This is a genomic window from Novosphingobium sp. (genome assembly GCF_030699305.1).
GTDB lineage: Bacteria > Pseudomonadota > Alphaproteobacteria > Sphingomonadales > Sphingomonadaceae > Novosphingobium.
Window position 1 is genome coordinate 17,426 of sequence record NZ_JAUYNB010000027.1, and the last position, 18,554, is coordinate 35,979.

General features: G+C 68.1%; 17 protein-coding genes. 8 read left to right on the top strand and 9 right to left on the bottom strand.

Annotated features, from left to right (window positions below; genetic code table 11):
• Positions 1–2: 2 nt before the first annotated feature.
• Both Q8Q53_RS10955 and Q8Q53_RS10960 read right to left on the bottom strand, forming a co-directional pair.
• Positions 3–527: a hypothetical protein gene (locus Q8Q53_RS10955; RefSeq protein WP_305701807.1), complete on the bottom strand. Its 525-nt coding sequence runs from the start codon at positions 525–527 to the stop codon at positions 3–5.
• Positions 528–561: 34 nt separating this feature from the next.
• The gene (locus Q8Q53_RS10960; RefSeq protein ID WP_305701808.1) at positions 562–2,055 is read right to left on the bottom strand and encodes a hypothetical protein; all 1,494 of its coding nucleotides are present in this window, start codon (positions 2,053–2,055) and stop codon (positions 562–564) included.
• Positions 2,056–2,319: 264 nt separating this feature from the next.
• Here Q8Q53_RS10960 and Q8Q53_RS10965 point away from each other — a divergent pair, with 264 nt between their 5' ends.
• Complete coding sequence (locus Q8Q53_RS10965; protein WP_305701809.1) at positions 2,320–2,835, top strand: hypothetical protein; 516 nt, start codon at positions 2,320–2,322, stop codon at positions 2,833–2,835.
• Positions 2,836–2,928: 93 nt separating this feature from the next.
• Here the strand turns inward: Q8Q53_RS10965 and Q8Q53_RS10970 are convergent, their stop codons facing one another.
• Together Q8Q53_RS10970 and Q8Q53_RS10975 are read right to left on the bottom strand one after the other, a co-directional pair.
• Positions 2,929–3,750 (bottom strand): hypothetical protein, encoded by an 822-nt coding sequence (locus tag Q8Q53_RS10970; RefSeq protein ID WP_305701810.1) that lies wholly within the window; start codon positions 3,748–3,750, stop codon positions 2,929–2,931.
• A 66-nt stretch (positions 3,751–3,816) separates the two neighbouring features.
• Positions 3,817–4,632, bottom strand: a complete 816-nt coding sequence (locus Q8Q53_RS10975; RefSeq protein ID WP_305701811.1) for a hypothetical protein — start codon at positions 4,630–4,632, stop codon at positions 3,817–3,819.
• 64 nt (positions 4,633–4,696) lie between these two features.
• Here Q8Q53_RS10975 and lipB point away from each other — a divergent pair, with 64 nt between their 5' ends.
• Entirely contained in the window at positions 4,697–5,398 is a 702-nt protein-coding gene (lipB, locus tag Q8Q53_RS10980; protein WP_305701812.1) for a lipoyl(octanoyl) transferase LipB, read from the top strand.
• An 8-nt stretch (positions 5,399–5,406) separates the two neighbouring features.
• Complete coding sequence (locus tag Q8Q53_RS10985) at positions 5,407–5,688, top strand: hypothetical protein (protein ID WP_305701813.1); 282 nt, start codon at positions 5,407–5,409, stop codon at positions 5,686–5,688.
• Here Q8Q53_RS10985 and Q8Q53_RS10990 read toward each other — a convergent pair.
• Together Q8Q53_RS10990 and Q8Q53_RS10995 are read right to left on the bottom strand one after the other, a co-directional pair.
• Positions 5,678–6,559 (bottom strand): CoA ester lyase, encoded by an 882-nt coding sequence (locus tag Q8Q53_RS10990; protein ID WP_305701814.1) that lies wholly within the window; start codon positions 6,557–6,559, stop codon positions 5,678–5,680. The two genes, Q8Q53_RS10985 and Q8Q53_RS10990, sit on opposite strands and share 11 nt — an antisense overlap.
• 16 nt (positions 6,560–6,575) lie before the next feature.
• A complete protein-coding gene (locus Q8Q53_RS10995; protein ID WP_305701815.1) occupies positions 6,576–7,670 on the bottom strand; it encodes an alkene reductase in 1,095 nt (364 codons plus the stop codon).
• A gap of 54 nt (positions 7,671–7,724) precedes the next feature.
• Between Q8Q53_RS10995 and Q8Q53_RS11000 the strand changes: the two genes are divergently transcribed.
• From Q8Q53_RS11000 to Q8Q53_RS11020, 5 genes are all read left to right on the top strand, one after another.
• A complete protein-coding gene (locus Q8Q53_RS11000; RefSeq protein ID WP_305701816.1) occupies positions 7,725–8,621 on the top strand; it encodes a DMT family transporter in 897 nt (298 codons plus the stop codon).
• Between the two features lie 21 nt (positions 8,622–8,642).
• Positions 8,643–10,445 (top strand): DUF885 domain-containing protein, encoded by a 1,803-nt coding sequence (locus Q8Q53_RS11005; protein ID WP_305701817.1) that lies wholly within the window; start codon positions 8,643–8,645, stop codon positions 10,443–10,445.
• 60 nt (positions 10,446–10,505) lie between these two features.
• Positions 10,506–10,859 (top strand): thiol-disulfide oxidoreductase DCC family protein, encoded by a 354-nt coding sequence (locus Q8Q53_RS11010; RefSeq protein WP_305701818.1) that lies wholly within the window; start codon positions 10,506–10,508, stop codon positions 10,857–10,859.
• Entirely contained in the window at positions 10,856–12,187 is a 1,332-nt protein-coding gene (locus Q8Q53_RS11015; protein WP_305701819.1) for an AarF/ABC1/UbiB kinase family protein, read from the top strand. Before Q8Q53_RS11010 ends, Q8Q53_RS11015 begins: the two co-directional genes overlap by 4 nt.
• A gap of 83 nt (positions 12,188–12,270) precedes the next feature.
• Entirely contained in the window at positions 12,271–13,260 is a 990-nt protein-coding gene (locus Q8Q53_RS11020; RefSeq protein ID WP_305701820.1) for an NAD(P)/FAD-dependent oxidoreductase, read from the top strand.
• A 3-nt stretch (positions 13,261–13,263) separates the two neighbouring features.
• Here the strand turns inward: Q8Q53_RS11020 and Q8Q53_RS11025 are convergent, their stop codons facing one another.
• The 3 genes from Q8Q53_RS11025 to Q8Q53_RS11035 form a co-directional block, all read right to left on the bottom strand.
• Positions 13,264–14,796, bottom strand: a complete 1,533-nt coding sequence (locus tag Q8Q53_RS11025; RefSeq protein WP_305701821.1) for a cryptochrome/photolyase family protein — start codon at positions 14,794–14,796, stop codon at positions 13,264–13,266.
• A gap of 48 nt (positions 14,797–14,844) precedes the next feature.
• Positions 14,845–17,304: a glycoside hydrolase family 3 protein gene (locus tag Q8Q53_RS11030; RefSeq protein WP_305701822.1), complete on the bottom strand. Its 2,460-nt coding sequence runs from the start codon at positions 17,302–17,304 to the stop codon at positions 14,845–14,847.
• A gap of 95 nt (positions 17,305–17,399) precedes the next feature.
• Positions 17,400–18,554 carry an MFS transporter gene (locus Q8Q53_RS11035; RefSeq protein ID WP_305701823.1) on the bottom strand — a complete coding sequence of 385 codons (1,155 nt, stop codon included), beginning with the start codon at positions 18,552–18,554 and terminating at the stop codon, positions 17,400–17,402.

Consider the following 18,554-nt stretch of genomic DNA (forward strand, 5'->3'; position numbering starts at 1 on the left):
CGTCAGTTGCCCAGCACCTTGACGCCCTTGATCGGGAGAGGGCTGCTGCCTTTCACGTTGACCTTGCCGCCCGTCACATCGACCGTCTCGCCGTTCAGGGTGAGTGTCCGCGTGGCGTCGATCCGGATGAACTTGCCTTTCAGGTCGATGGTTTCAGCCGTGATGGTGGCGGTTTTGCCATCCAGCACGACGCTCGAAAGGTTGTACTGGCCCAGCCGCATGGCGATCGTCTTGTTGGGGGCGCCGCTGCCGATCACGAAGTCGCGGGCTGATTTGCCGATCGCGGTGTCCAGCCCGGTCAGCCGGACGTCCATCAACGCAACCTTGACGTAGAGGTCCCGGTTGGTGGTTTCCAGTTCGCCCAGACGGGTGTGGAGCCGTTCGACCTCTGTCTCCAGCGCGCGGATATCGCGATCGGTCTGTTCGGGGCTGAACTGGGTCACCGCCCCCAGCCGGGATGCGGCCAGTGGCAGCATTCCCAGCATGGCGACGGCGGCCAGCAGTTTGACGGGGGTTGCAAGGTTCATCGCGGGGCTTTCTGCTGGATGGTCACCGGCTCGCTCAGTTGAGCGTGAATTCCAGCCGCTTGCGGTACAGCGCATGATCGAGCCGGCCGTTCGGCGCGGCCACCAGCACGAAGCTTGAGCCGGGGCAGGCGGTGTTGGCCGTGCGTTGCAGGTTCACCGCCACCCGGTTGACGCCCGCTGCCGGGGCCAGCGTGCCCGAGCCTGCCGTAAAGCACAGCGAAACGAAGCCGCCCGGCTGGCCGTTGGAGTTGAGCACCTGCCAGACCAGCGGGCGGCTGGCGACATCGGACGCTGCCAGGTTGAGGTTGAACGCCAGCGCGCCCGGTGCGGCGGGACGCGGGGCCGCTGTGCTGGTCCCGCCGCCGATCCGGGTTACGGCGGTGCCGCCGGTGCTGGCCAACTGGGTCGGGGCCGAAATACTGTTTACCCCGAACGGCACCACCGATTGCACCCGCAGGTCCAGCGCCAGCGTGCGACCGGCGAAGTTGCTTGCCAGCAGCCGGAAATCCCGCGTGCCGAGCATGTTCGCGGTGAACGCACGGGTGAAAGTGACGTTGGCGCTGTTATTGTCGCTCAACTCCGGGGCGCCGCGCGCTTCGGACCCGCCTGAAACCGAGACGCGCAGCGCCGGGCGGATGGTGTTGGCCTGGAACACACTGTCCGCGACGTCGGCGTTGACGAATTCCTGCTCGGCACTGGCAAACGATGGCCGGGCCAGACAATCTGCCAGGGTGACGCGATCATCGGGGAGCATGATTTCCAGCCGCGAATTGACGATCCGGGCATCCCCGCCGCCGGTTTCGATGCAGCGGAACAGCGTCCGCTGCATGGCGGTATTGACGGACGATCCGCCGCTTGCACCCGGGTTCAACACGCGCACGCCAGTGGCGCTGCCACAGGTCTGGGTTTCCTGGCAGGTCGGCCCGGATTCGAAGGTCACCTGCGGCGGCGCAGGCGACTGGCCCGGCGGCACGGCAACCGGGGTGTTCGAAGGCGGCGTGACAAACCGCGGTGCCAGCGGCTGGCCGTCGGTCCGCCCGCTCTGCCGGGTCCAGGCCAGACCGCGATACGTGCTGGGCAGGATGATCGTGATCGGGATGGTGGTGGTGCCGATCCGTAACGTGGTCGCGCGCTCGGCCACCATCGGGTTGCCCGCTGCGGCGGCGACTGCGGCGGTGGGGATCTTGATATCCAGCTTGACCGAGCCGATGGCCCCGCAGCGCCGCCCGACGTTGGCCGCGCCGCCATAGCCCTTGATCCGGGTGACCGTGCCGCCATCGAACGTGATGTCGGTGGGCAAGTCGATCCCGTGGCCGAACACCTCGACGGTGAAGATGCTGCCCGCAGCGACGCGTAGCGGCCGGTTTTCGCTGGCGCGCATCAACAGCGCGCCGATCGACTGATCGCTGCCGCAACGCTCCGGCGAGTTGGGCAGCATCCGGCTGATGGATTCCCAGTTGGCAAGGGCGGGGCTGGGCACGGCCAGCGCAAACGCGCTGGGGATCAGGGCAAGGGCAGTGCGATACATGGCGGCAACTCCAATTCCGATGCCGCCACTGTGCCAGCCCCGCCAAAGCGCGCCATTGGCCAGATGGGTGATCCCGGCGGGCTAGACCATTTGGGCTAGGCCTTACGAGTTCTCATGGTAAATCAATAATATGCATAACAACTGCGGGCGAAGCGGGCGTTTTCGCGCCGGCGCCCTGCCTTGTCTGAACGGGGCTATCCCCATACCCCGTTGTTACTGCTCAGGCGGGCCACAGGCCGGCCTGCATCTGGAAAGGCACTGCCCATGTCGCTCATCCTTGCCGCATTCCTGCTTGCCCCGGTGCCCAGAGCTGCACCGCCCCCTCCGGACCGGCAGCCGTTCTTTGTCTGTCCGACCGGGAGCACGCTTGAGGCCACCTATCAGCGCGGGCGGGTGGAAAGCGTGCGCTGCGCGACGCGCCGCATCGGCGGAGCGCCCCTCTGTCCGCTCCGCATGGTGGTGACGGCTGTCGCCGGACCGGATACCTGCCAGCCGGCGCGGTCCACCGGAGCGGTCACGGACGGCACCAGCAACACGATCGCCATCACCGAATCGCCCCCGCCAACCGACCCGGCGAACGGCACGACCGTGTCGGGCGGCTCACTCGGTACGACGTCAAGCGCTCCGCCCAAGCCGCTGTGCCCGGTGGTTGGCGATATCCTGATGATCGACGCCGCAGGGGCCGCCGACCGGTGCGTGCGCGTGGAAGTGCGTCCGCCGACCCAGTCGGTCACGCCGCTCACCCCAATGTCGAATGAGCCGGTCCAGATTCGCGACTGATCGAGGCAGGCCATTGCAGACCGTGACGTATACGTCACCGACCGGGATCAAGTGCTGATCACCGGTCGGTGACATGTATCGGGCTGCCGCAGGTCAGGCGAACGTGTCTTCCACGGCGCCGACCGAAGTCTCCGACAGCTGGCGGTGGATCGCGGCGACCAGCGCCAGGAAATAGAGCCCCACGGTCAACCCCAGGACCAGCATCAGCGCGCCAAACCCCACCAGGTTGCCCATCGACGGGACAGCGCCGGGATTGAACGAACCGAGCGTCAGCGCGCTCAGCACCATGAACAGCACGCCCATCACCACCGACACCAGCACGAACACCAGCACCAGCCGAAGCACGTTGCCGCCGGTCATCCGCCAGGCATTGCCGATGGCCGTGATCGGATTGCGTACATCGTCGACCGCCACCACCGGCAGCACCATGCTGAGCCGCACGAAGATGTAGATGCAGCCGATCATCAGTGCCAGCGCCAGCAAGACCGACAGTCCCGGCGATTCGGTGCCAGCAACCACTCCGGCCATGCCCAGGCCGATCACCAGCCCGACCACCACCAGTGCGATCAGCAGCAGGATCGCCGCGCCGAACAGGGTGGGCACGCATTTGATCCCGGCGCTGATCGCGCCGCTGATCGAGGCATCGTGCCGGCCTGAACAGATCCGGCAGAGCGCCGCTTGCTGGGCAAAGCTGATTGCATAGATCACGATGTAGAGCAGGATGAGGCCGAACCCGGCCCCGGCCAGCAGGGCATCGGGCGAGGTCGGTTCGCCGCCGCCCATCGTGCCCATCAGCTGCGGCAGCATGGTGACCATGACCCCGCCGCTCAGCGCGAACAGCGCAACGTAACCGATGATCGACACCGCCAGCAGCGGACCGATCCGCGCCAGCATGATCTGAAACGCCTCTGACATGGCGCGACTGCCACTGAACCGCCCATTGGACTGCATTGCACTTCTCCCCCGTTTGACGCCGCTGCGCTATTCGAAGCGGGCCGCCGTGATATCTGCCGATGGTCCCGCCAGCTGGCGGTGCGTCGCCGCGACCACCGCGACGAAATAGACGGCCATCACCGCCTCACCCGTGCTGGATACCAGCGCGGTCAGCGTTGTGGCGGTTTCCCCGCCGACGATCATTTCGGCGGCGAGTCCGAACAGTGCCGACACCACCCCGACCACGATCACAAAGGCCACGACCAGCAGCAGGAAGAACACCGCGATCCGTCCGGCGTTGCCCTTGGTCAGGGCAAAGCTGCGGCGCAGCGCGGCCACCGGATTGCGGATGCCGTCAACCATCACCGCCGGGCTGACCAGCGACGAGCGGATATAGGCCCACAGCATCACCGCCGCGACCAGCCCGATCACCAGCGCGACCGCGGCGGCAACGCCGCTGGCTGCGGCGGCGGCCAGCGGGATCAGCGCGACCAGCCCCATGCCCATGCCCAGCAGCAACTGCGCCGCGATCACCGGCAGCAGGCCATTCAGGCCCTGCGCCAGCGCCTGCCCCACGGTCGGGCGGGACCGATCGGTAAACAGCGCCAGCATCGCCAGCGTGCCCACCATCTGCACCGCAGCCATGGCCAGCAGCACCGGCCACGCCTGCCGATAAAACGCGCCCATCAGCGCGAACAGCTGTTCGCCCGTGGCCCCGGCGGGGGGGTCAGGCTGGGGATGGAACACGGCGAAAGCAAAACTGGGCAGCACGAAGAACACTCCGGCGAGGGCCAGCAGCACATCGCGGTTGGCCGAAACGGCGCTGGTCGCATCCTTCCAGGCCTGGTTGCTGTCAAACCGCATTGTGCATTCCTTCTGCTTGAAGTCACTTGATAACCACAGCAATTGCCGCCACGCAACGCGCGTGATGGACAAGTTGCCGGAAACCCTTCCCGAATCGCTGCCCGAAGCGCCTCCCGAAGCGATCGAATGGCGGCGCGACAGCGCGCTGGTGCCCTATCGCGCGGCGCTGGATGAAATGACCGCGCGCAATGCCGCGATTGCCGCAGGAACCGCGCGCGAACTGGTCTGGCTGCTGGAGCACCAGCCGGTCTACACCGCCGGAACCAGCGCGGTGGCGGCCGAACTGCTCGATCCCCGGTTCGAAGTGGTCGAGGCCGGGCGCGGCGGGCGCTATACCTATCATGGCCCCGGCCAGCGGGTCGGGTATGTCCTGCTCGATCTGAAACGCCGCGCGCGCGACGTGCGCGGGTTCGTTCATGCGCTGGAAGGCTGGGTGATTGCCACGCTGGGCGATTTCGGGGTGGAAAGCTGGCGCAGCGAAGGCCGGATCGGGATCTGGTGCCGCGATCTTGACGGGCGCGAAGCGAAGATTGGCGCTATCGGCGTGCGCATCCGCCGCTGGGTGACGATGCACGGCTTTTCGGTGAACCTGGCGCCGGATCTGACGCACTTCACCGGGATCGTGCCGTGCGGGATTGAGGAGTTTGGCGTCACCAGCCTGCACAAGCTGGGGGTAGAGGTTGATTTCGATGCCTGGGATCGGGCATTGCTGGCGCGCGCGCCGGAGTTTCTGGCCGCGCTGGACAAGCCCTGCGGGCAGGAGTGAGCGGACCCATGCGTATTGCCACGATTTCCGCGCTGATCGCGCTGGCGGCGCTGACCGGCTGCAACCAGTCGAAAAAGGCTGAAGGCGCGGGCACCGCAGCGGGCGAAATCCTGCCCGGCTCAGCCAGCGATGCGATGATTCCGCTCGATTCGGTCCGCTCGCAAGCCCCGCTCGCGCCCAAGGTTGAGAATGGCGAGAAGGTGAAAGCCAAGGCGAGCGACGCGCCGGAAGCGGCGGCGGAAGCACCCGCCGAAGCCGCGCCCGCCGCCGAAAGCGCGGCTACTCCGTAATTCCCAGCAGCCGCTGCGCCAGTTTGAGGTGCGGGCGGTCGATCATCCGGCGGTCGATCTGGAGCGCCCCGACCGAAGGGTTCGCGGCAAAAGCTTCGACGATCACGCGGGCTTCGGCCAGTTCCTCGTCCGACGGGGTGAAGGCTGCGTTGATGATCTCGCACTGCGCGGGGTGGATCGCCAGCATGCCGGTAAAGCCGTCGGCGCGCGATTCCTCGGCTGCCCGCTTCAGCCCCTTGTCATCGGCGAAATCGGCGTGGAGCGTGTCGATCGCCATGACTGCGCGCGCGTGGGCGGTCAGCAGGGTCTGGGTGCGGGCAAAGCGGAAGGTGTCGGTCCAGTTACCGGCCTTGTCGCGCTTGCGGGTGGAACCGATCGCGGCCGACAGGTCTTCCGCCCCCCAGGTCAGCCCGACCAGACGCGGCAGCGATGCGGTGGCATAGGCGGGAATGGAAATCGCCGCTGCCGCCGTTTCGCTGACCAGCGCCAGCACTTTGGTGCTGCCGGTCGGGATCGCGTTGCGCTGTTCCAGCTCATAAAGCTCGGCGGCCAGCTGCTGGACCGATTCCGGCCCGGCCGATTTGGGCAGCATGATCCCGTCTGGCGCGCCGGGCATGACGGCGACCAGATCGTCGCGCCACAGCCGACTGTCCAGCGGGTTGATCCGCACCCAGCGGCCCAGCCGCCGCTCGGTCACCTGGCGGCGGTGGGTGTTCAGCCATTCCACCGCCTGGTCACGCGCGCGCTGCTTGTTGTCGGGTGTGACCGAATCTTCCAGATCGACAATGATGACATCCGCTGCCGTGCCCGCCGCCTTGTCCAGCTTCTTTGCGCTGTCGCCGGGGACGAACAGCCATGACCGGTTTGCCATTTGCTTCAGCTCCTGCTCAACCCGCCGCGTCCATGGCCGGGTAATCGATATATCCGGCCTCTCCTGGCAGATACCAGCTTTGCGGGACGTTAACGTTGGGTGCCCATTCTGCGCCAGCCCGGATCCGTTCGGCCAGATCGGGGTTGGAGATATAGGGGCGGCCAAAGCTGATCGCGTCGCACCGGCCCGATGCCACATCGTCGGCGGCCTGCTGGGCAGTGTAATCGCTGTTGAGCACCAGCGGCCCGGTGTAGATTGAGCGGATCAACGCGTCCTGCATGGGTACGTCGGTGCGGCCAAAGGTGCCCTCCGGCCCCGGCTGGCGCAGTTCGACAAAGCCCAGCTCCAGCGCCTGGCAGACCCGCGCCGCCTCGCTGAAGATCGCGACGGGATCGGGATCATCGCAGCCCTGCGAATCGCCGTTGGGCGACAGGCGCACCGATACCCGGTCCGCGCCCCAGACGCTCACCAGCCGTTCCAGCACCTGCCGCAGCAGGCGGGTGCGGTTTTCCGGGCTGCCGCCGTAATCATCATCGCGGTGGTTGGTCGACAGGCGCAGGAACTGGTCGATGAAGTACCCGTTGGCGCCGTGCAGCTGCACCCCGTCAAACCCGGCCGCTTTGGCGTTGTGGGCGGCGGCGGTGTAATCGTCGATGGTCCGGGCGATATCGTCCAGCGTCGCGGCGCGCGACTGGACGTGGGGCTTGCGCCCGGTGGGCGTGTGGGCGTGGTCCGGCGCGGTGGTGGCCGATGCCGACAGCGGCTGCTGACCGTCCAGATAGTCCGAATGGACGATCCGGCCCATGTGCCACAGCTGCATCACGATCCGCCCGCCAGCCTGATGGACCGCTTCGGTCACCGGCTTCCACGCTTCGGTCTGGGCCTCGTTCCAGATGCCCGGCGCGGCGTGCCAGCCATAGGCTTCGCGGCTGATCCCGGTCGCTTCGGAGATGATTAGCCCGGACGAGGCGCGCTGGCGGTAGTATTCGATCATCCGCGCGCTGGGCACGGCCCCGGCATCGGCGCGGCCGCGGGTCAGCGGGGCCATCAGGATACGGTTGGGCGCGGCAATGGCACCCAGCTGGATCGGCTGGAACAGGGCTTCGTGCATGGAACCTCCACCAAATGTGTTTTGCAGATTTAACCGTGCGGCTAAGGCAACGGCATGACGATTGCAACCGCAGGCGCGGCACGAGGCTGGAACGGCTGGCATTTTGCCGCGCTGCTGGGCGGAAACGTCGCGCTGGCGCTGGGGCCGCTGTGGGTGCGGCTGGCCGATACCGGGCCGGTTTCCGCCGGGTTCTGGCGGCTGGCGCTGGCGATCCCGTTCTTTGCGCTGCTGGCCCGCACCAATGGTCAGCCGCTGGGCGGGGTGCCGCGCGGCGTGTTGCTGGCGGTCATGGCCGGCGGGGTGTTCTTCGCGCTCGACCTGTCGAGCTGGCACCTGGGGATCGAGCTGACCCGGCTGGGCAACGCCACGCTGTTCGGCAATTCCGGTTCGATCCTGATCGTCGCCTGGGGCCTGTTCGTGCTGCGCCGCGCGCCGCGCGCGAACGAATGGCTGGCCTTTGCCGCCGCGATCCTGGGCAGCGCGATCCTGCTGGGGCGCAGCCTGCAGATCGACCACACCACGCTGGTCGGCGATCTGCTCTGCCTGCTCGCCGGGTTCCTCTATACCTTCTACATCCTGCTGGCCCAAAAGGGCCGCGAAACGCTGGGCAGCTGGTCGCTGCTGTTCTGGTCCAGCCTCGCGGGCCTGCCGGTGATGGTCGGCGTTGCGCTGGCGCTGGGTGAACCGTTCTGGCCGACCAACTGGACCCCGGTCATCGCGCTGGCGATCACCAGCCAGCTGATCGGTCAGGGGTTGCTGGTGTTCGCGCTGCGCCATTTTTCGCCGTTGGTGGTGGGGCTTGCGCTGCTGACCCAGCCGATTGTCTCGGTGGTGGTCGGGTGGGTCTGGTTTGGTGAGGTGCTGAGCGCCTTGGACGCCGTCGGCATGGTCTTGGTCGCCGCTGGTCTGGTGCTGGTGCGCGGTTCGGGGAAACCATCGACGGCTGGCTGATCGACCGCTAGCCTGCGCGGCATGACCACACTTCGCACCGCTCTTGTCCTCGCCGCCGCCGCGCTGGTGGCAAGCCCCGCCGCCGTTATCGCCGCCCCTGCGGCGCAAGTGGCCCCGGCCCAGAACGCCGATGCCCAGTTCGCCGGGATCGCCGATCTGTTCATCGCCCTGTCCACCCGCCTGTCCCCGGTCGAAGCGACCGTGCTGGGCGAACATCGCCACGATCACCTGATGCCCGATGTGACCGCCAGCGGCCGCGCGGCCCGCGCCGCATCGTGGAGGCTGCTGCTGACCGCGCTCAGCCGGATCGACCGCGCCCAGCTGTCGCGCGCCAATCAGGTCGACGCCGCAATGCTGGAAAACGAGCTGCAATACCGGCTGTGGATGCAGGATACCGTGCAGGACTGGGCCTGGAACGCGCAGATCTACAACGATATCGCCGCCGGGGCGCTCTATGGCCTCGCCGCGCGGGACTTCGCCCCGTGGGACGTTCGGTTGAAATCCGCGACCGCCCGGATGGAGGCGCTGCCCCGCTTCCTGCGCGAAAGCCGCCGCCAGCTGGTCCCTGCGCGCGTGCCCAAGGTCTTCGCCGAAGTCGTCGCCAGCCAGAATGGCGGGATCGTCGAGATCGCCGAAGGGATGCTCGCCCCGCAGGCCGGGGTGCTGAAGCCCGCCGACCGCGCGCGGTTCGATAAGGCTTTGAAAGGTCTTAAAAAGGCGGTGGCGGAGCAACAGGTCTGGCTCGACACCGTGCTGGTCCCGCAGGCCAAGGGCGATTTCCGGCTCGGTGCGCAGCTTTACGACCAGAAGATGCAGTTCGCGCTGCTGTCCGACATCACCCGGCCCCAGCTGAAGCAGCGGGCCGAGGCCGCCTTTGCCGCAACTCGCGCCGAAATGTACGCGCTGTCGCGCAAGGCGCTGGCCGAGCGGGGCAGCACACTCGCCATGCCCGACGCGCCCAGCGCCGCGCAACAGCAAGCCGTGATCGAGGCGGCGCTGGCGCTGTCCTATGCCAAGCGCCCGCCGCGCGACCAGCTGGAACAGCGCGCTCGCGAAACGCTGGCCGAGGCGACCGAATTCGTCCGCGCGAACGACCTGATCCGGATGCCTGACGGCCCGGTGCGGGTTATCACCATGCCCAAGTTCCAGCAGGGCAATTCGGTGGCCTACAACGATCCGCCGGGCCCGCTGGAGCGCGGGCAGCAGAATTTCTACGCCGTGTCCCCGGTTCCGGCGGAATGGAGCGAGGAACAGACGACCAGTTACCTGTCCGAATACAACGACTACATGATCCACGATCTGGGCATCCACGAAGCGATGCCGGGGCATTACACCCAGCTCGATCATTCCAACCGCAGCCCCAGCACGCTGCGCGCGTTCCTGTGGTCGGGGCCGTTCGTGGAAGGTTGGGCGGTCTATGCCGAAGGGGTGATGAAGGACGCGGGCTATCTGAACGGCGATCCGCTGTTCGCGCTGACGGTGCTGAAAATGCGGCTGCGCTCGATCACCAACACCCTGCTCGACATCGGTATCCACACCGAGGAGATGAGCCGCGAGGCCGCAATGGACCTGATGATGCGCGGTGCGTTCCAGCAGGAGCGCGAAGCGGCGGGCAAGTGGGTGCGCGCCAGCCTGACCTCGGTCCAGCTGCTCAGCTATTTCACCGGGTATGAGGAGCACAAGGATCTGCGCGCCGAAGCGGAACGCCGCTGGGGCACGGGTTTCAGCCTGCGGCGCTATCACGATACGGTGCTGTCGTTCGGCTCTCCGCCCACCAAATATGCCCGCGCGCTGATGTTCGGGGAACCGGTCGCGGCGCGCTGAACGCGGACATGGTCCAAAAGGCGGCTCGTGCCGTTCGGGCGCCCGGCCTAGGGAGTGGTCATGACCGAGGCTGAACCCCTGACCGTCTGGCATGATGGCACCTGCCCGCTGTGCCAGCGCGAAATCGCGCTGATGCGGCGGCTGGACCGCGCGGGGCGCATCCGGTTCGTCGACGCGGCAGACGGCGATACCTCGTGCCCGCTTGACCGGGCGGTGCTGCTGGCGCGCTTTCATGCGCTGGAAAATGGCGTGATGCTGAGCGGGGCGGCGGCGTTCGCGGCGATGTGGCGGGCCATTCCGCTGCTGCGTCCGCTGGGGCTGCTGGCCCGGTTGCCGCTGTTCACAGGCCTGTTAGAGCGGGTCTACCTGGCGTTCCTGAAAGTCCGCCCCAAACTGCAAGGCTGGCTGGCATGAGCGATTCGCGTTACCGCAAGGTTCCCTCTGCCCGGCTGTCGCGGCTTGCCTCGTTCGGGCAGCTGGCGGGCGGGATCGCGGGCGGGGTGCTGGCCGAAGGGGCACGGCGGCTGGCGGCCGGCGAGCGGCCGCAGTTGTCGCAGCTGCTGCTGACCCCGGCCAACGCAGCGCGGGTGACCGAGCAGCTGTCGCGCCTGCGCGGTGCGGCGATGAAGCTGGGGCAGATGATTTCCATGGACGCGGGCGATCTGCTGCCCGCGGAACTGACCGCGATCCTGGCCAAGCTGCGCGATTCCGCCCATTTCATGCCGCCCGCGCAGCTTAATCGCGTGCTGGTGGCGGAACTGGGGCCGGACTGGCGGCGGCGCTTTGCCCGGTTCGAGGCGACACCGCTGGCCGCTGCCTCGATCGGGCAGGTCCACCGCGCGCAACTGGCTGACGGGCGGGTGCTGGCCGTAAAGGTCCAGTATCCCGGCGTCGCCGACAGCATCGACGCGGACGTCGATAACGTCGCCACCCTGCTGCGCCTTTCCAGCCTGCTGCCCGCCACGCTCGACATCGCGCCGCTGCTGGCCGAGGCCAAGCGCCAGTTGCACGAGGAGGCCGATTACATCCGCGAGGCAGAGCAGATGCGGCGCTATCACACGCTGCTGGCGGGCGACCCGGCGTTCGTCCTGCCCGTGCCGGTCGCGGAACTGTCGACCGGCCGGGTGCTGGCGATGGATTTCGTCCCCGGCCAGAGCATCGAGACGTTGCAGGATGCCCCGGCGGAAACACGCGATGCGGCGATGGGCGCATTGCTGGCACTGGTGCTGCGCGAATTGTTCGAATTCGGCTTCATGCAGACCGATCCCAACTTCGCCAATTATCGCTGGCAACCCGATACCGGGCGGATCGTGCTGCTGGATTTCGGCGCCGCGCGCGCCGTTCCAGCGGCGACGACGGCGGCCTATCGCCGCCTGATGCAGGCCGGTCTGGCCGAAGATCATGCGGCCCTGCGTGCTGCGTTGATCGAAGTCGGGTTCGTCGCGCCCGCCACGCTGGACCGCCACGGCGGCGCAATCGATGCGATGATCGCGGTGCTGATGGTGCATCTGGGCAAGCCGGGCCTGTTCGACTTTGCCGACCGCTCGTTTGTCGAGGACGTGCGCCGTCAGGCCGAGGGGATCGCGGCGGACCGCGCGGCCTGGCACATCCCGCCCGCCGATACGCTGTTCGTCCAGCGCAAGGTCAGCGGCACCGCGCTGCTGGCAGTGCGGATGCAGGCGCGCCTGCCGCTGCGCGAAATGGTGGCAGACAGCATGGCGGCAACGGTTTCGCTCAGCTGAGCGCTGGCCCTTTGGGCATGTTGCTGAGCCGGATCGCGCGGGTTACGCCCTTGCTCCTGCGCACCATTGAAAGGCCTGCCGCCATGTCCACCAGCCCATCCCAGCCTGATTGCGCAGCGCAGCGTGTGCTCATCATCGGCGCGGGCATGGCGGGGCTGTCGTGCGCGGCGGCGCTGGGCAGCGTCGGGCATGCGGTGACGCTGATCGACAAGGCGCGCGGGCCGGGCGGGCGGATGTCGACCCGGCGGATCGAAACGCCGCTGGGGCAGGCGTCATTCGATCACGGCGCGCAATACTTCACCGCGCGCGATCCCGGTTTCCGCGAGCAGGTGGCGGAGTGGGCGGCGGCGGCCGTCGCTGCGCCGTGGCCCGTCGCGGGTGCGGATGCGTGGGTCGGCACGCCGGGGATGAATGCGGTGATCAAGGCGCTGGCCGCTGCACAGAACGTGCGCTGGAATACCCGGGCAGAACAGATTGTGCGGCAGGGCGCGGGCTGGCTGGTTCACAGCGATGCGGGGCCGTTGGGACCGTTTGGTGCGCTGGTGCTGGCGATCCCGGCGGAGCAGGCGCTGCCGTTCCTGTCGCTGCACGATTTCGACATGGCGGGCGCGGCGCTGGTCGCGCGCTCGCAGCCGTGCTGGACCGCGATGTTCACTTTTGCCCAGCCGCTGCCCGGCGCGCGCGATATCCTGCGCGATTGCGGCGCGATTGGCTGGGCGGCGCGCAACAGCGCCAAGCCGGGGCGCACCGGGCCAGAGGCGTGGGTGGTGCAGGGCAGTTCCGACTGGTCAGAGGCCAATCTGGAATGCGACGCCGCCGATATTGCGGGCCGGCTGCTGGCGGAATTGTCCGCCGCGCTGGGCACCGCACTGCCTGATCCGGTCACGACTGGCGCGCACCGCTGGCGCTATGCGCAAAGCGCGGCGCTGGGCCGGGGGGCGCTGTGGAACCCGGCGCTGGGGCTGGGCGCATGCGGCGACTGGCTGCTGGCCCCGCGCGTGGAATGCGCGTGGCTGTCGGGCCAGCAGCTGGCGCGCAGCATGGCAGAGGCAGCGGCTGCGTGCCCGGCCTGATCGTCACACGTCGGTGCCGTTCCGGTCCAGCCGTTCGAGGAAGCGGGCGGCGGATTCGCGCAGTTCGGCTTGCCGGGGCTCGGCCATCCTGTCCCACGTGCGAACCATCTGCGCCATGCGCGGATTGCCCGCGAACCGATCGCGGTGGCGGGCGATGAAATCCCAGTAGAGCGCGTTGAGCGGGCAGGCCTGATTGCCGGTCTTCTGCTTCACGCTGTAACGGCACGATCCGCAGTAATCCGACATCCGGTCGATATAGGCACCGCTGGCGGCATAGGGTTTCGATGCCAGCAGGCCCCCATCGGCAAACTGGCTCATCCCGATGGTGTTGGGTGCCTCGACCCATTCGAAGGCATCGAAATAGACTGCCAGATACCATTCGTGCAGGGCGTGGGGATCAATCCCGGTCAGCAGCGCGAAATTGCCGGTCACCATCAGCCGCTGGATGTGGTGGGCATAGGCCTCCTCGATTGTCTGGCCAATCGCTGCGGCCATGCAGGCCATGCCGGTCTGCCCGGTCCAGTACAGCGCGGGCAGGGGGCGGACCGCGCCGAGCGCGTTGCGGCGGACATAATCCGGCCCTTCGCGCCAATAGATCCCGCGCACGTATTCGCGCCAGCCGATGATCTGGCGGATGAACCCCTCCACCGCGTTCAGCGGCGCGGCCCCATCGCGCCACGCGGCTTCCGCCATGCGGCAGACGGCCAGTGGATCGAGCAGGCCGACGTTGATCAGCGGGGACAGCAGGCTGTGATAAAGAAACTTCTGCCCGGTCAGCATCGCGTCCTGGTAATCGCCAAAACGCGGCAGGGCGGCGGTGATGAAGGTCCGCGCGGCGCGCTCCGCATCGTCGCGGGTCACGGGCAGCCAGAACGGCTCCAGCGTGCCGAAATTGCCGCCGAACCGGAGCGCGACCAGATTCAGCACTTCGCGGGTAATCGCGTCGGGGGCATGGCGCGGCGGCTGGGGCATGAACAGGTCGGGCGCGGCGCGCTTGCGGTTGTCGTGGTCGAAATTCCACTGGCCGCCAGCGGGCTGGTCGCCATCCATCAGCAGACCGGTCTTGCGCCGCATCAGGCGGTAGAAATATTCCATCCGCAGCACCTTGCGCTCCGCCGCCCAGTCCTGAAACTCGGCGTGGCTGCACAGGAACCGGTCATCGGGCAGGATTTCGGGCGCGGGGGTCAGCGCCTGCAACGCCGCCAGCACGCGCCATTCGCCGGGCTCTGTCACCCGCACCGTGGTCGCATTGCGGCGCGCCGCCGCGCGGGTTACTTCCCCCGCCAGCGTGCCGGTGTTGGCCGGATCGTCCAGCGTGACGTAATCGACCGCCCAGCCGACGCCGCGCAGTTCTTCCGCGAAATGGCGCATCGCCGCGAAGATGAAGGCGATCTTCTTCTGGTGATGGCCGACATAGCTGGCCTCGGCCATCACTTCGCACAGCAGCACCGTCGTCCGCGCCGGGTCCAGCCCGCGCAGGGACGACAGGTCGGGCGACAACTGGTCACCCAGGATCAGGACAAGCGTGCGAGGCATGGGCGCACCTGCGCGCCATGCCCCCACGTTCGCAATAGCGGCTTTAGGTCATTGCGGTGCCTTGGCGGGGCAGGGCACGGGCAGGCCAGCGGAATCGAGCCGGATGTTGCGGATCGTCAGCACCAAACCCTTGTCGGCGCGCAGCCGCAGCGGGGTGCTGACTGCGGCCAGATCTCCGCCCGCATCCTTGAAGCAGCGCAGCGGGATACGGGTCATCACCGGCTCACCGGGCTTGGCCGCCCGCAGCGCCGGGCCGATGTCGAGCGCGCCGCCGCCCAGCGACAGGCTAACCGGGCCGGTGGGTGCGGTATCGACCCGCCAGTCGAGTTGCAGCACGAACCCGCCGTCGAGCTGGCGCATCAGGTTGACCGGCGATCCATCGATCGCGAACGCGCCGGGCGCGGACCAGCTGAACTGGCGCGCGTCCTCCTGCGCGGACAGGTCCATCGCGCGGGCCAGCACCGTGCTGTCCAGCCCCAGCCGCCACGGCGATGGGACTGCGCCGCGGGTCAGATAGGTATCCTCGCTGGTGGAAGCGGCCAGATCGACGCGCGGGTCTTCGTTGACCGGGCCGAGCGAGCTGGCGCGGGCATAATCCAGTCCATAGCCCGCCAGGAACAGCGGGCTTGTGATGGGCGAGGCGGCGTCAGCCGGCCAGGCGAACGGCAGGCGGCCGGTGAAATCGCGCGGCGGCCGGCCAGCGCGGCCCGCCACCAGCACATCGGCCACGCCCGCGCCTTGCGTACCGGGCAGCCAGGCCGCAACGAACGCGTCAGAGGCGTTGATCAGCGCACCGGTAAACATCGGGCGGCCCGACAGGAATACGGAAACGACCCGCATCCCGCGCGCGCGCAGCTTTGCGATCAGTTCCAGTTCCCCGGCGTGCGAGCGATAGGCCAGATTGGGCAGGTCGCCCTGATATTCGGCGTAGGGCTTTTCGCCAAACACGACCACGGCCACATCAGCCTGCGCAGTGGCGGCGTCATCGGCGGCCAGCATGGCCTTGCCTCCGGCTGCGCCAACCGCATCGGCAATCGCGCGGCCGATGGTCTGACCGTTGGGGAAGTCAGCAGAAGAAGTGTCGGTGCCCTGCCAGGTTACCGTCCAGCCGCCCGATTGCATCGCCATGCTGTCCGCACCGGGACCGGTGACCAGCACCCGCGCGCCGGGGCGCAGCGGCAGGACGCCGCCGTTGTTCTTCAGCAGGACCAGCGATTTGGCGACCGCCTCACGCGCGACCGCCAGGTGTTCGGGCGCGCCGACCATTGCGGGGGCGCCGCGCTGGACCGGGGCGTCACCCAGCAGGCCCAGCTTGGCCTTGACCCGCAGGATCCGCATGACGGCATCGTCGATCCGGCTGAGCGGGATCGCCCCGCTGCGGGCATCGCGCAAGGTCGCCTCGAACAGGCCCTTCCAGCTGTCGGGGGCCATCGCCAGATCCAGCCCGGCGTTGAAGCTGGCGGCGCAATCGGTCACGGTGCAACCGGTAACCTGACCGTGCCCGTTCCAGTCCCCCACGACCAGTCCGGCAAAGCCCATCCGGCCCTTCAGCACATCGGTCAGCAGGGTCGGGTTGCCGTGGTGCTTGACCCCGTTCCAGCTGGAAAAGCTGGCCATCACGGTCAGCGCGCCTGCGTCGATCGCGGCGGGATAGCCGCGCGCGTGGACTGATACGAGTTCGCTTTCGCTGATCGCGGCGTCGCCCTGATCCTTGCCATCTTTGGTGCCGCCATCGGCCAGGAAATGCTTGGCCGTGGCCGCAACGCGGTTGGCCGGCAGGGGCCGTCCGGCCAGCAGCGTGCCTTGCAGGCCGATGGTCATCGCCGTGGCATAGCGTTCAACCAGCGCCGGATCGGCGGCATAGCCTTCATAAGTGCGGCCCCAGCGCAAATCCTGCGGCACGGCCAGCGTGGGCGCGAACGTCCATTCGATCCCGCTGGCGGCGACTTCGGCGGCGGTTACCCGCCCGATCCGTTCGATCAGCCCGGCGTCGTTCGCCGCGCCAAGGCCGATGTTGTGGGGAAAGATCGTGGCGCTGGGCAGGTTGGAATGGCCGTGGACGGCATCGACCCCGAACAGGATCGGCACGCCCGCGCCGCTGGTGCGCGATGCCGCGCGGAACTCATCGACCAGCTTGCCCCACTTGGCGGCATCGGCGCGTTCATCGCCGTAAGGACCAGAGTTGCCGCCCGCCAGAATCGAACCCAGCGGATAACGCGCCAGATCCGCCGGGGTGATCGCGCTGATATCGGCCTGGATCATCTGGCCGACTTTTTGCTCCAGCGTCAGCTTGCGCAGGATCGCGGCAATCTGCGCCTCGGTCGCGGGATCGGTGATCGCGGACGGACTACGCGCGGCGGGCCAGGCGGCGGGATTGGCGCGGGCTTCCGGGCTGACGGCGGGCGTGGTGGGCGGCGGCGTCTTGGTGGCCAGCCCGCTGTCCAGCGCAGGTGCGGCGCACCCTGCCAGCAAAAGGGTTGCCGCGAAAAACGAGCGCCTGATCACCATGAGAATCCTCTTTCACGCTTCTGTGTGAACGTTCTCAAGCCTCTCTGACACGCGTCAGCGCGAAAATCAAGCGTCGCCAGCAAAAGCGAAGGGGATCAGGCGCGCCGGGTCAGCGGGGCGAGCAGCAGACCGGCCCCCAGCGCCAGCACGGCGAACACCACGAACAGTCCGGCGAACCCGAACCACGGCACCAGCGCCAGCGTCAGCCAGGGCATGATCAGCGATGGCAGGGTATTGGTCAGGTTGAACAGCCCCAGATCGCGCCCGCGCCGGTCGGACCGGGGCAGCACCCGCAGGGTCTGGGCCGAATGGAGCGCCAGGAATACCGAACTGGCAATCCCGAACACCGCATAGGCGCCAATCGCCGCACTGAGCGTTCCGGCGAACGCCATTCCCGCCAGCCCGCAGGCGGAAATCCCGGCGCACAGCACCAGCGGCAGCAACGGCCGTTCGCGCCGGTCGGCCCAGGGCCCGGCCAGCAGCGCCAGCGGGGCGGACAGGATCAGGACCAGGCTGAACACGCGCGCGGTCTGGTTGTCGCTCATTCCGGGATCGATCGAGCGGAGCCAGATGAACAGATAAGCGAACAGTGCGGCCTCGGCGATCTGCACCGCCAGCCGCGCCACCCACATGCGCGGCATCGCCCCCTGCCACAAGCTGCGCGGACCGACGTCATCGACCGAGGGCGGATCGGGCACGCGCGCGGGCAGGCGGACCAGCAGCACCGGGATGACGCAGCAGGCGACGATTCCCCCGACCAGCGCCAGCCGCGCATCGGGCAGGGCCAGGCCCGGTATCGTCACCGCCGCGCCCGACAGCGCGCCAAGGCCGGGAGCAAAGGCCATCAGCCCGCCCAGCAGGCCCTTTTGCCGGTCGGGCACGCAATCCCCCGCCAGCGCCGCCAGCGGGGCGAGCATCATGTTGAGCGCCAGTTGCCAGCCGACGATCAGCATGATCAGGGTGGTCAGGTCGCGCGCCCGCGTCACCGCGAACAGCAGCGTGCAGGACAGGATCAGACCAGCCCAGATCCAGCCGCGCCGGTTGCCCGTGATGTCGCTGAGATAACCGAACGCAATATGCCCGGCGCTGGCCGCCAGCGCTCCGGCAAAGGCGATATAGGCCAGCCAGCTGACATCGGCCGGGCCAGCCAGCCCCGCGACCCGCACCGGCAGCAGGATCGTCAGGAACGGGACATAGGCAATCGCCGCTCCCGCCCAGGCCAGCGCATAGAGCAGCAGGAAGCGGGGCAT

Bases quoted from the DNA above. Each gene is read 5' to 3' on its own strand.
- Q8Q53_RS10995 (WP_305701815.1), bottom strand. From the start codon at position 7,670: ATGCACGAAGCCCTGTTCCAGCCGATCCAGCTGGGTGCCATTGCCGCG.
- Q8Q53_RS10965 (WP_305701809.1), top strand. From the start codon at position 2,320: ATGTCGCTCATCCTTGCCGCATTCCTGCTTGCCCCGGTGCCCAGAGCT.
- Q8Q53_RS10975 (WP_305701811.1), bottom strand. From the start codon at position 4,632: ATGCGGTTTGACAGCAACCAGGCCTGGAAGGATGCGACCAGCGCCGTT.
- Q8Q53_RS11000 (WP_305701816.1), top strand. From the start codon at position 7,725: ATGACGATTGCAACCGCAGGCGCGGCACGAGGCTGGAACGGCTGGCAT.
- lipB (WP_305701812.1), top strand. From the start codon at position 4,697: ATGGACAAGTTGCCGGAAACCCTTCCCGAATCGCTGCCCGAAGCGCCT.
- Q8Q53_RS10985 (WP_305701813.1), top strand. From the start codon at position 5,407: ATGCGTATTGCCACGATTTCCGCGCTGATCGCGCTGGCGGCGCTGACC.
- Q8Q53_RS10970 (WP_305701810.1), bottom strand. From the start codon at position 3,750: ATGTCAGAGGCGTTTCAGATCATGCTGGCGCGGATCGGTCCGCTGCTG.
- Q8Q53_RS11020 (WP_305701820.1), top strand. From the start codon at position 12,271: ATGTCCACCAGCCCATCCCAGCCTGATTGCGCAGCGCAGCGTGTGCTC.
- Q8Q53_RS11030 (WP_305701822.1), bottom strand. From the start codon at position 17,304: ATGGTGATCAGGCGCTCGTTTTTCGCGGCAACCCTTTTGCTGGCAGGG.
- Q8Q53_RS11005 (WP_305701817.1), top strand. From the start codon at position 8,643: ATGACCACACTTCGCACCGCTCTTGTCCTCGCCGCCGCCGCGCTGGTG.
- Q8Q53_RS10955 (WP_305701807.1), bottom strand. From the start codon at position 527: ATGAACCTTGCAACCCCCGTCAAACTGCTGGCCGCCGTCGCCATGCTG.
- Q8Q53_RS10960 (WP_305701808.1), bottom strand. From the start codon at position 2,055: ATGTATCGCACTGCCCTTGCCCTGATCCCCAGCGCGTTTGCGCTGGCC.
- Q8Q53_RS11010 (WP_305701818.1), top strand. From the start codon at position 10,506: ATGACCGAGGCTGAACCCCTGACCGTCTGGCATGATGGCACCTGCCCG.
- Q8Q53_RS10990 (WP_305701814.1), bottom strand. From the start codon at position 6,559: ATGGCAAACCGGTCATGGCTGTTCGTCCCCGGCGACAGCGCAAAGAAG.
- Q8Q53_RS11015 (WP_305701819.1), top strand. From the start codon at position 10,856: ATGAGCGATTCGCGTTACCGCAAGGTTCCCTCTGCCCGGCTGTCGCGG.
- Q8Q53_RS11035 (WP_305701823.1), bottom strand. From the start codon at position 18,554: ATGCCCCGCTTCCTGCTGCTCTATGCGCTGGCCTGGGCGGGAGCGGCG.
- Q8Q53_RS11025 (WP_305701821.1), bottom strand. From the start codon at position 14,796: ATGCCTCGCACGCTTGTCCTGATCCTGGGTGACCAGTTGTCGCCCGAC.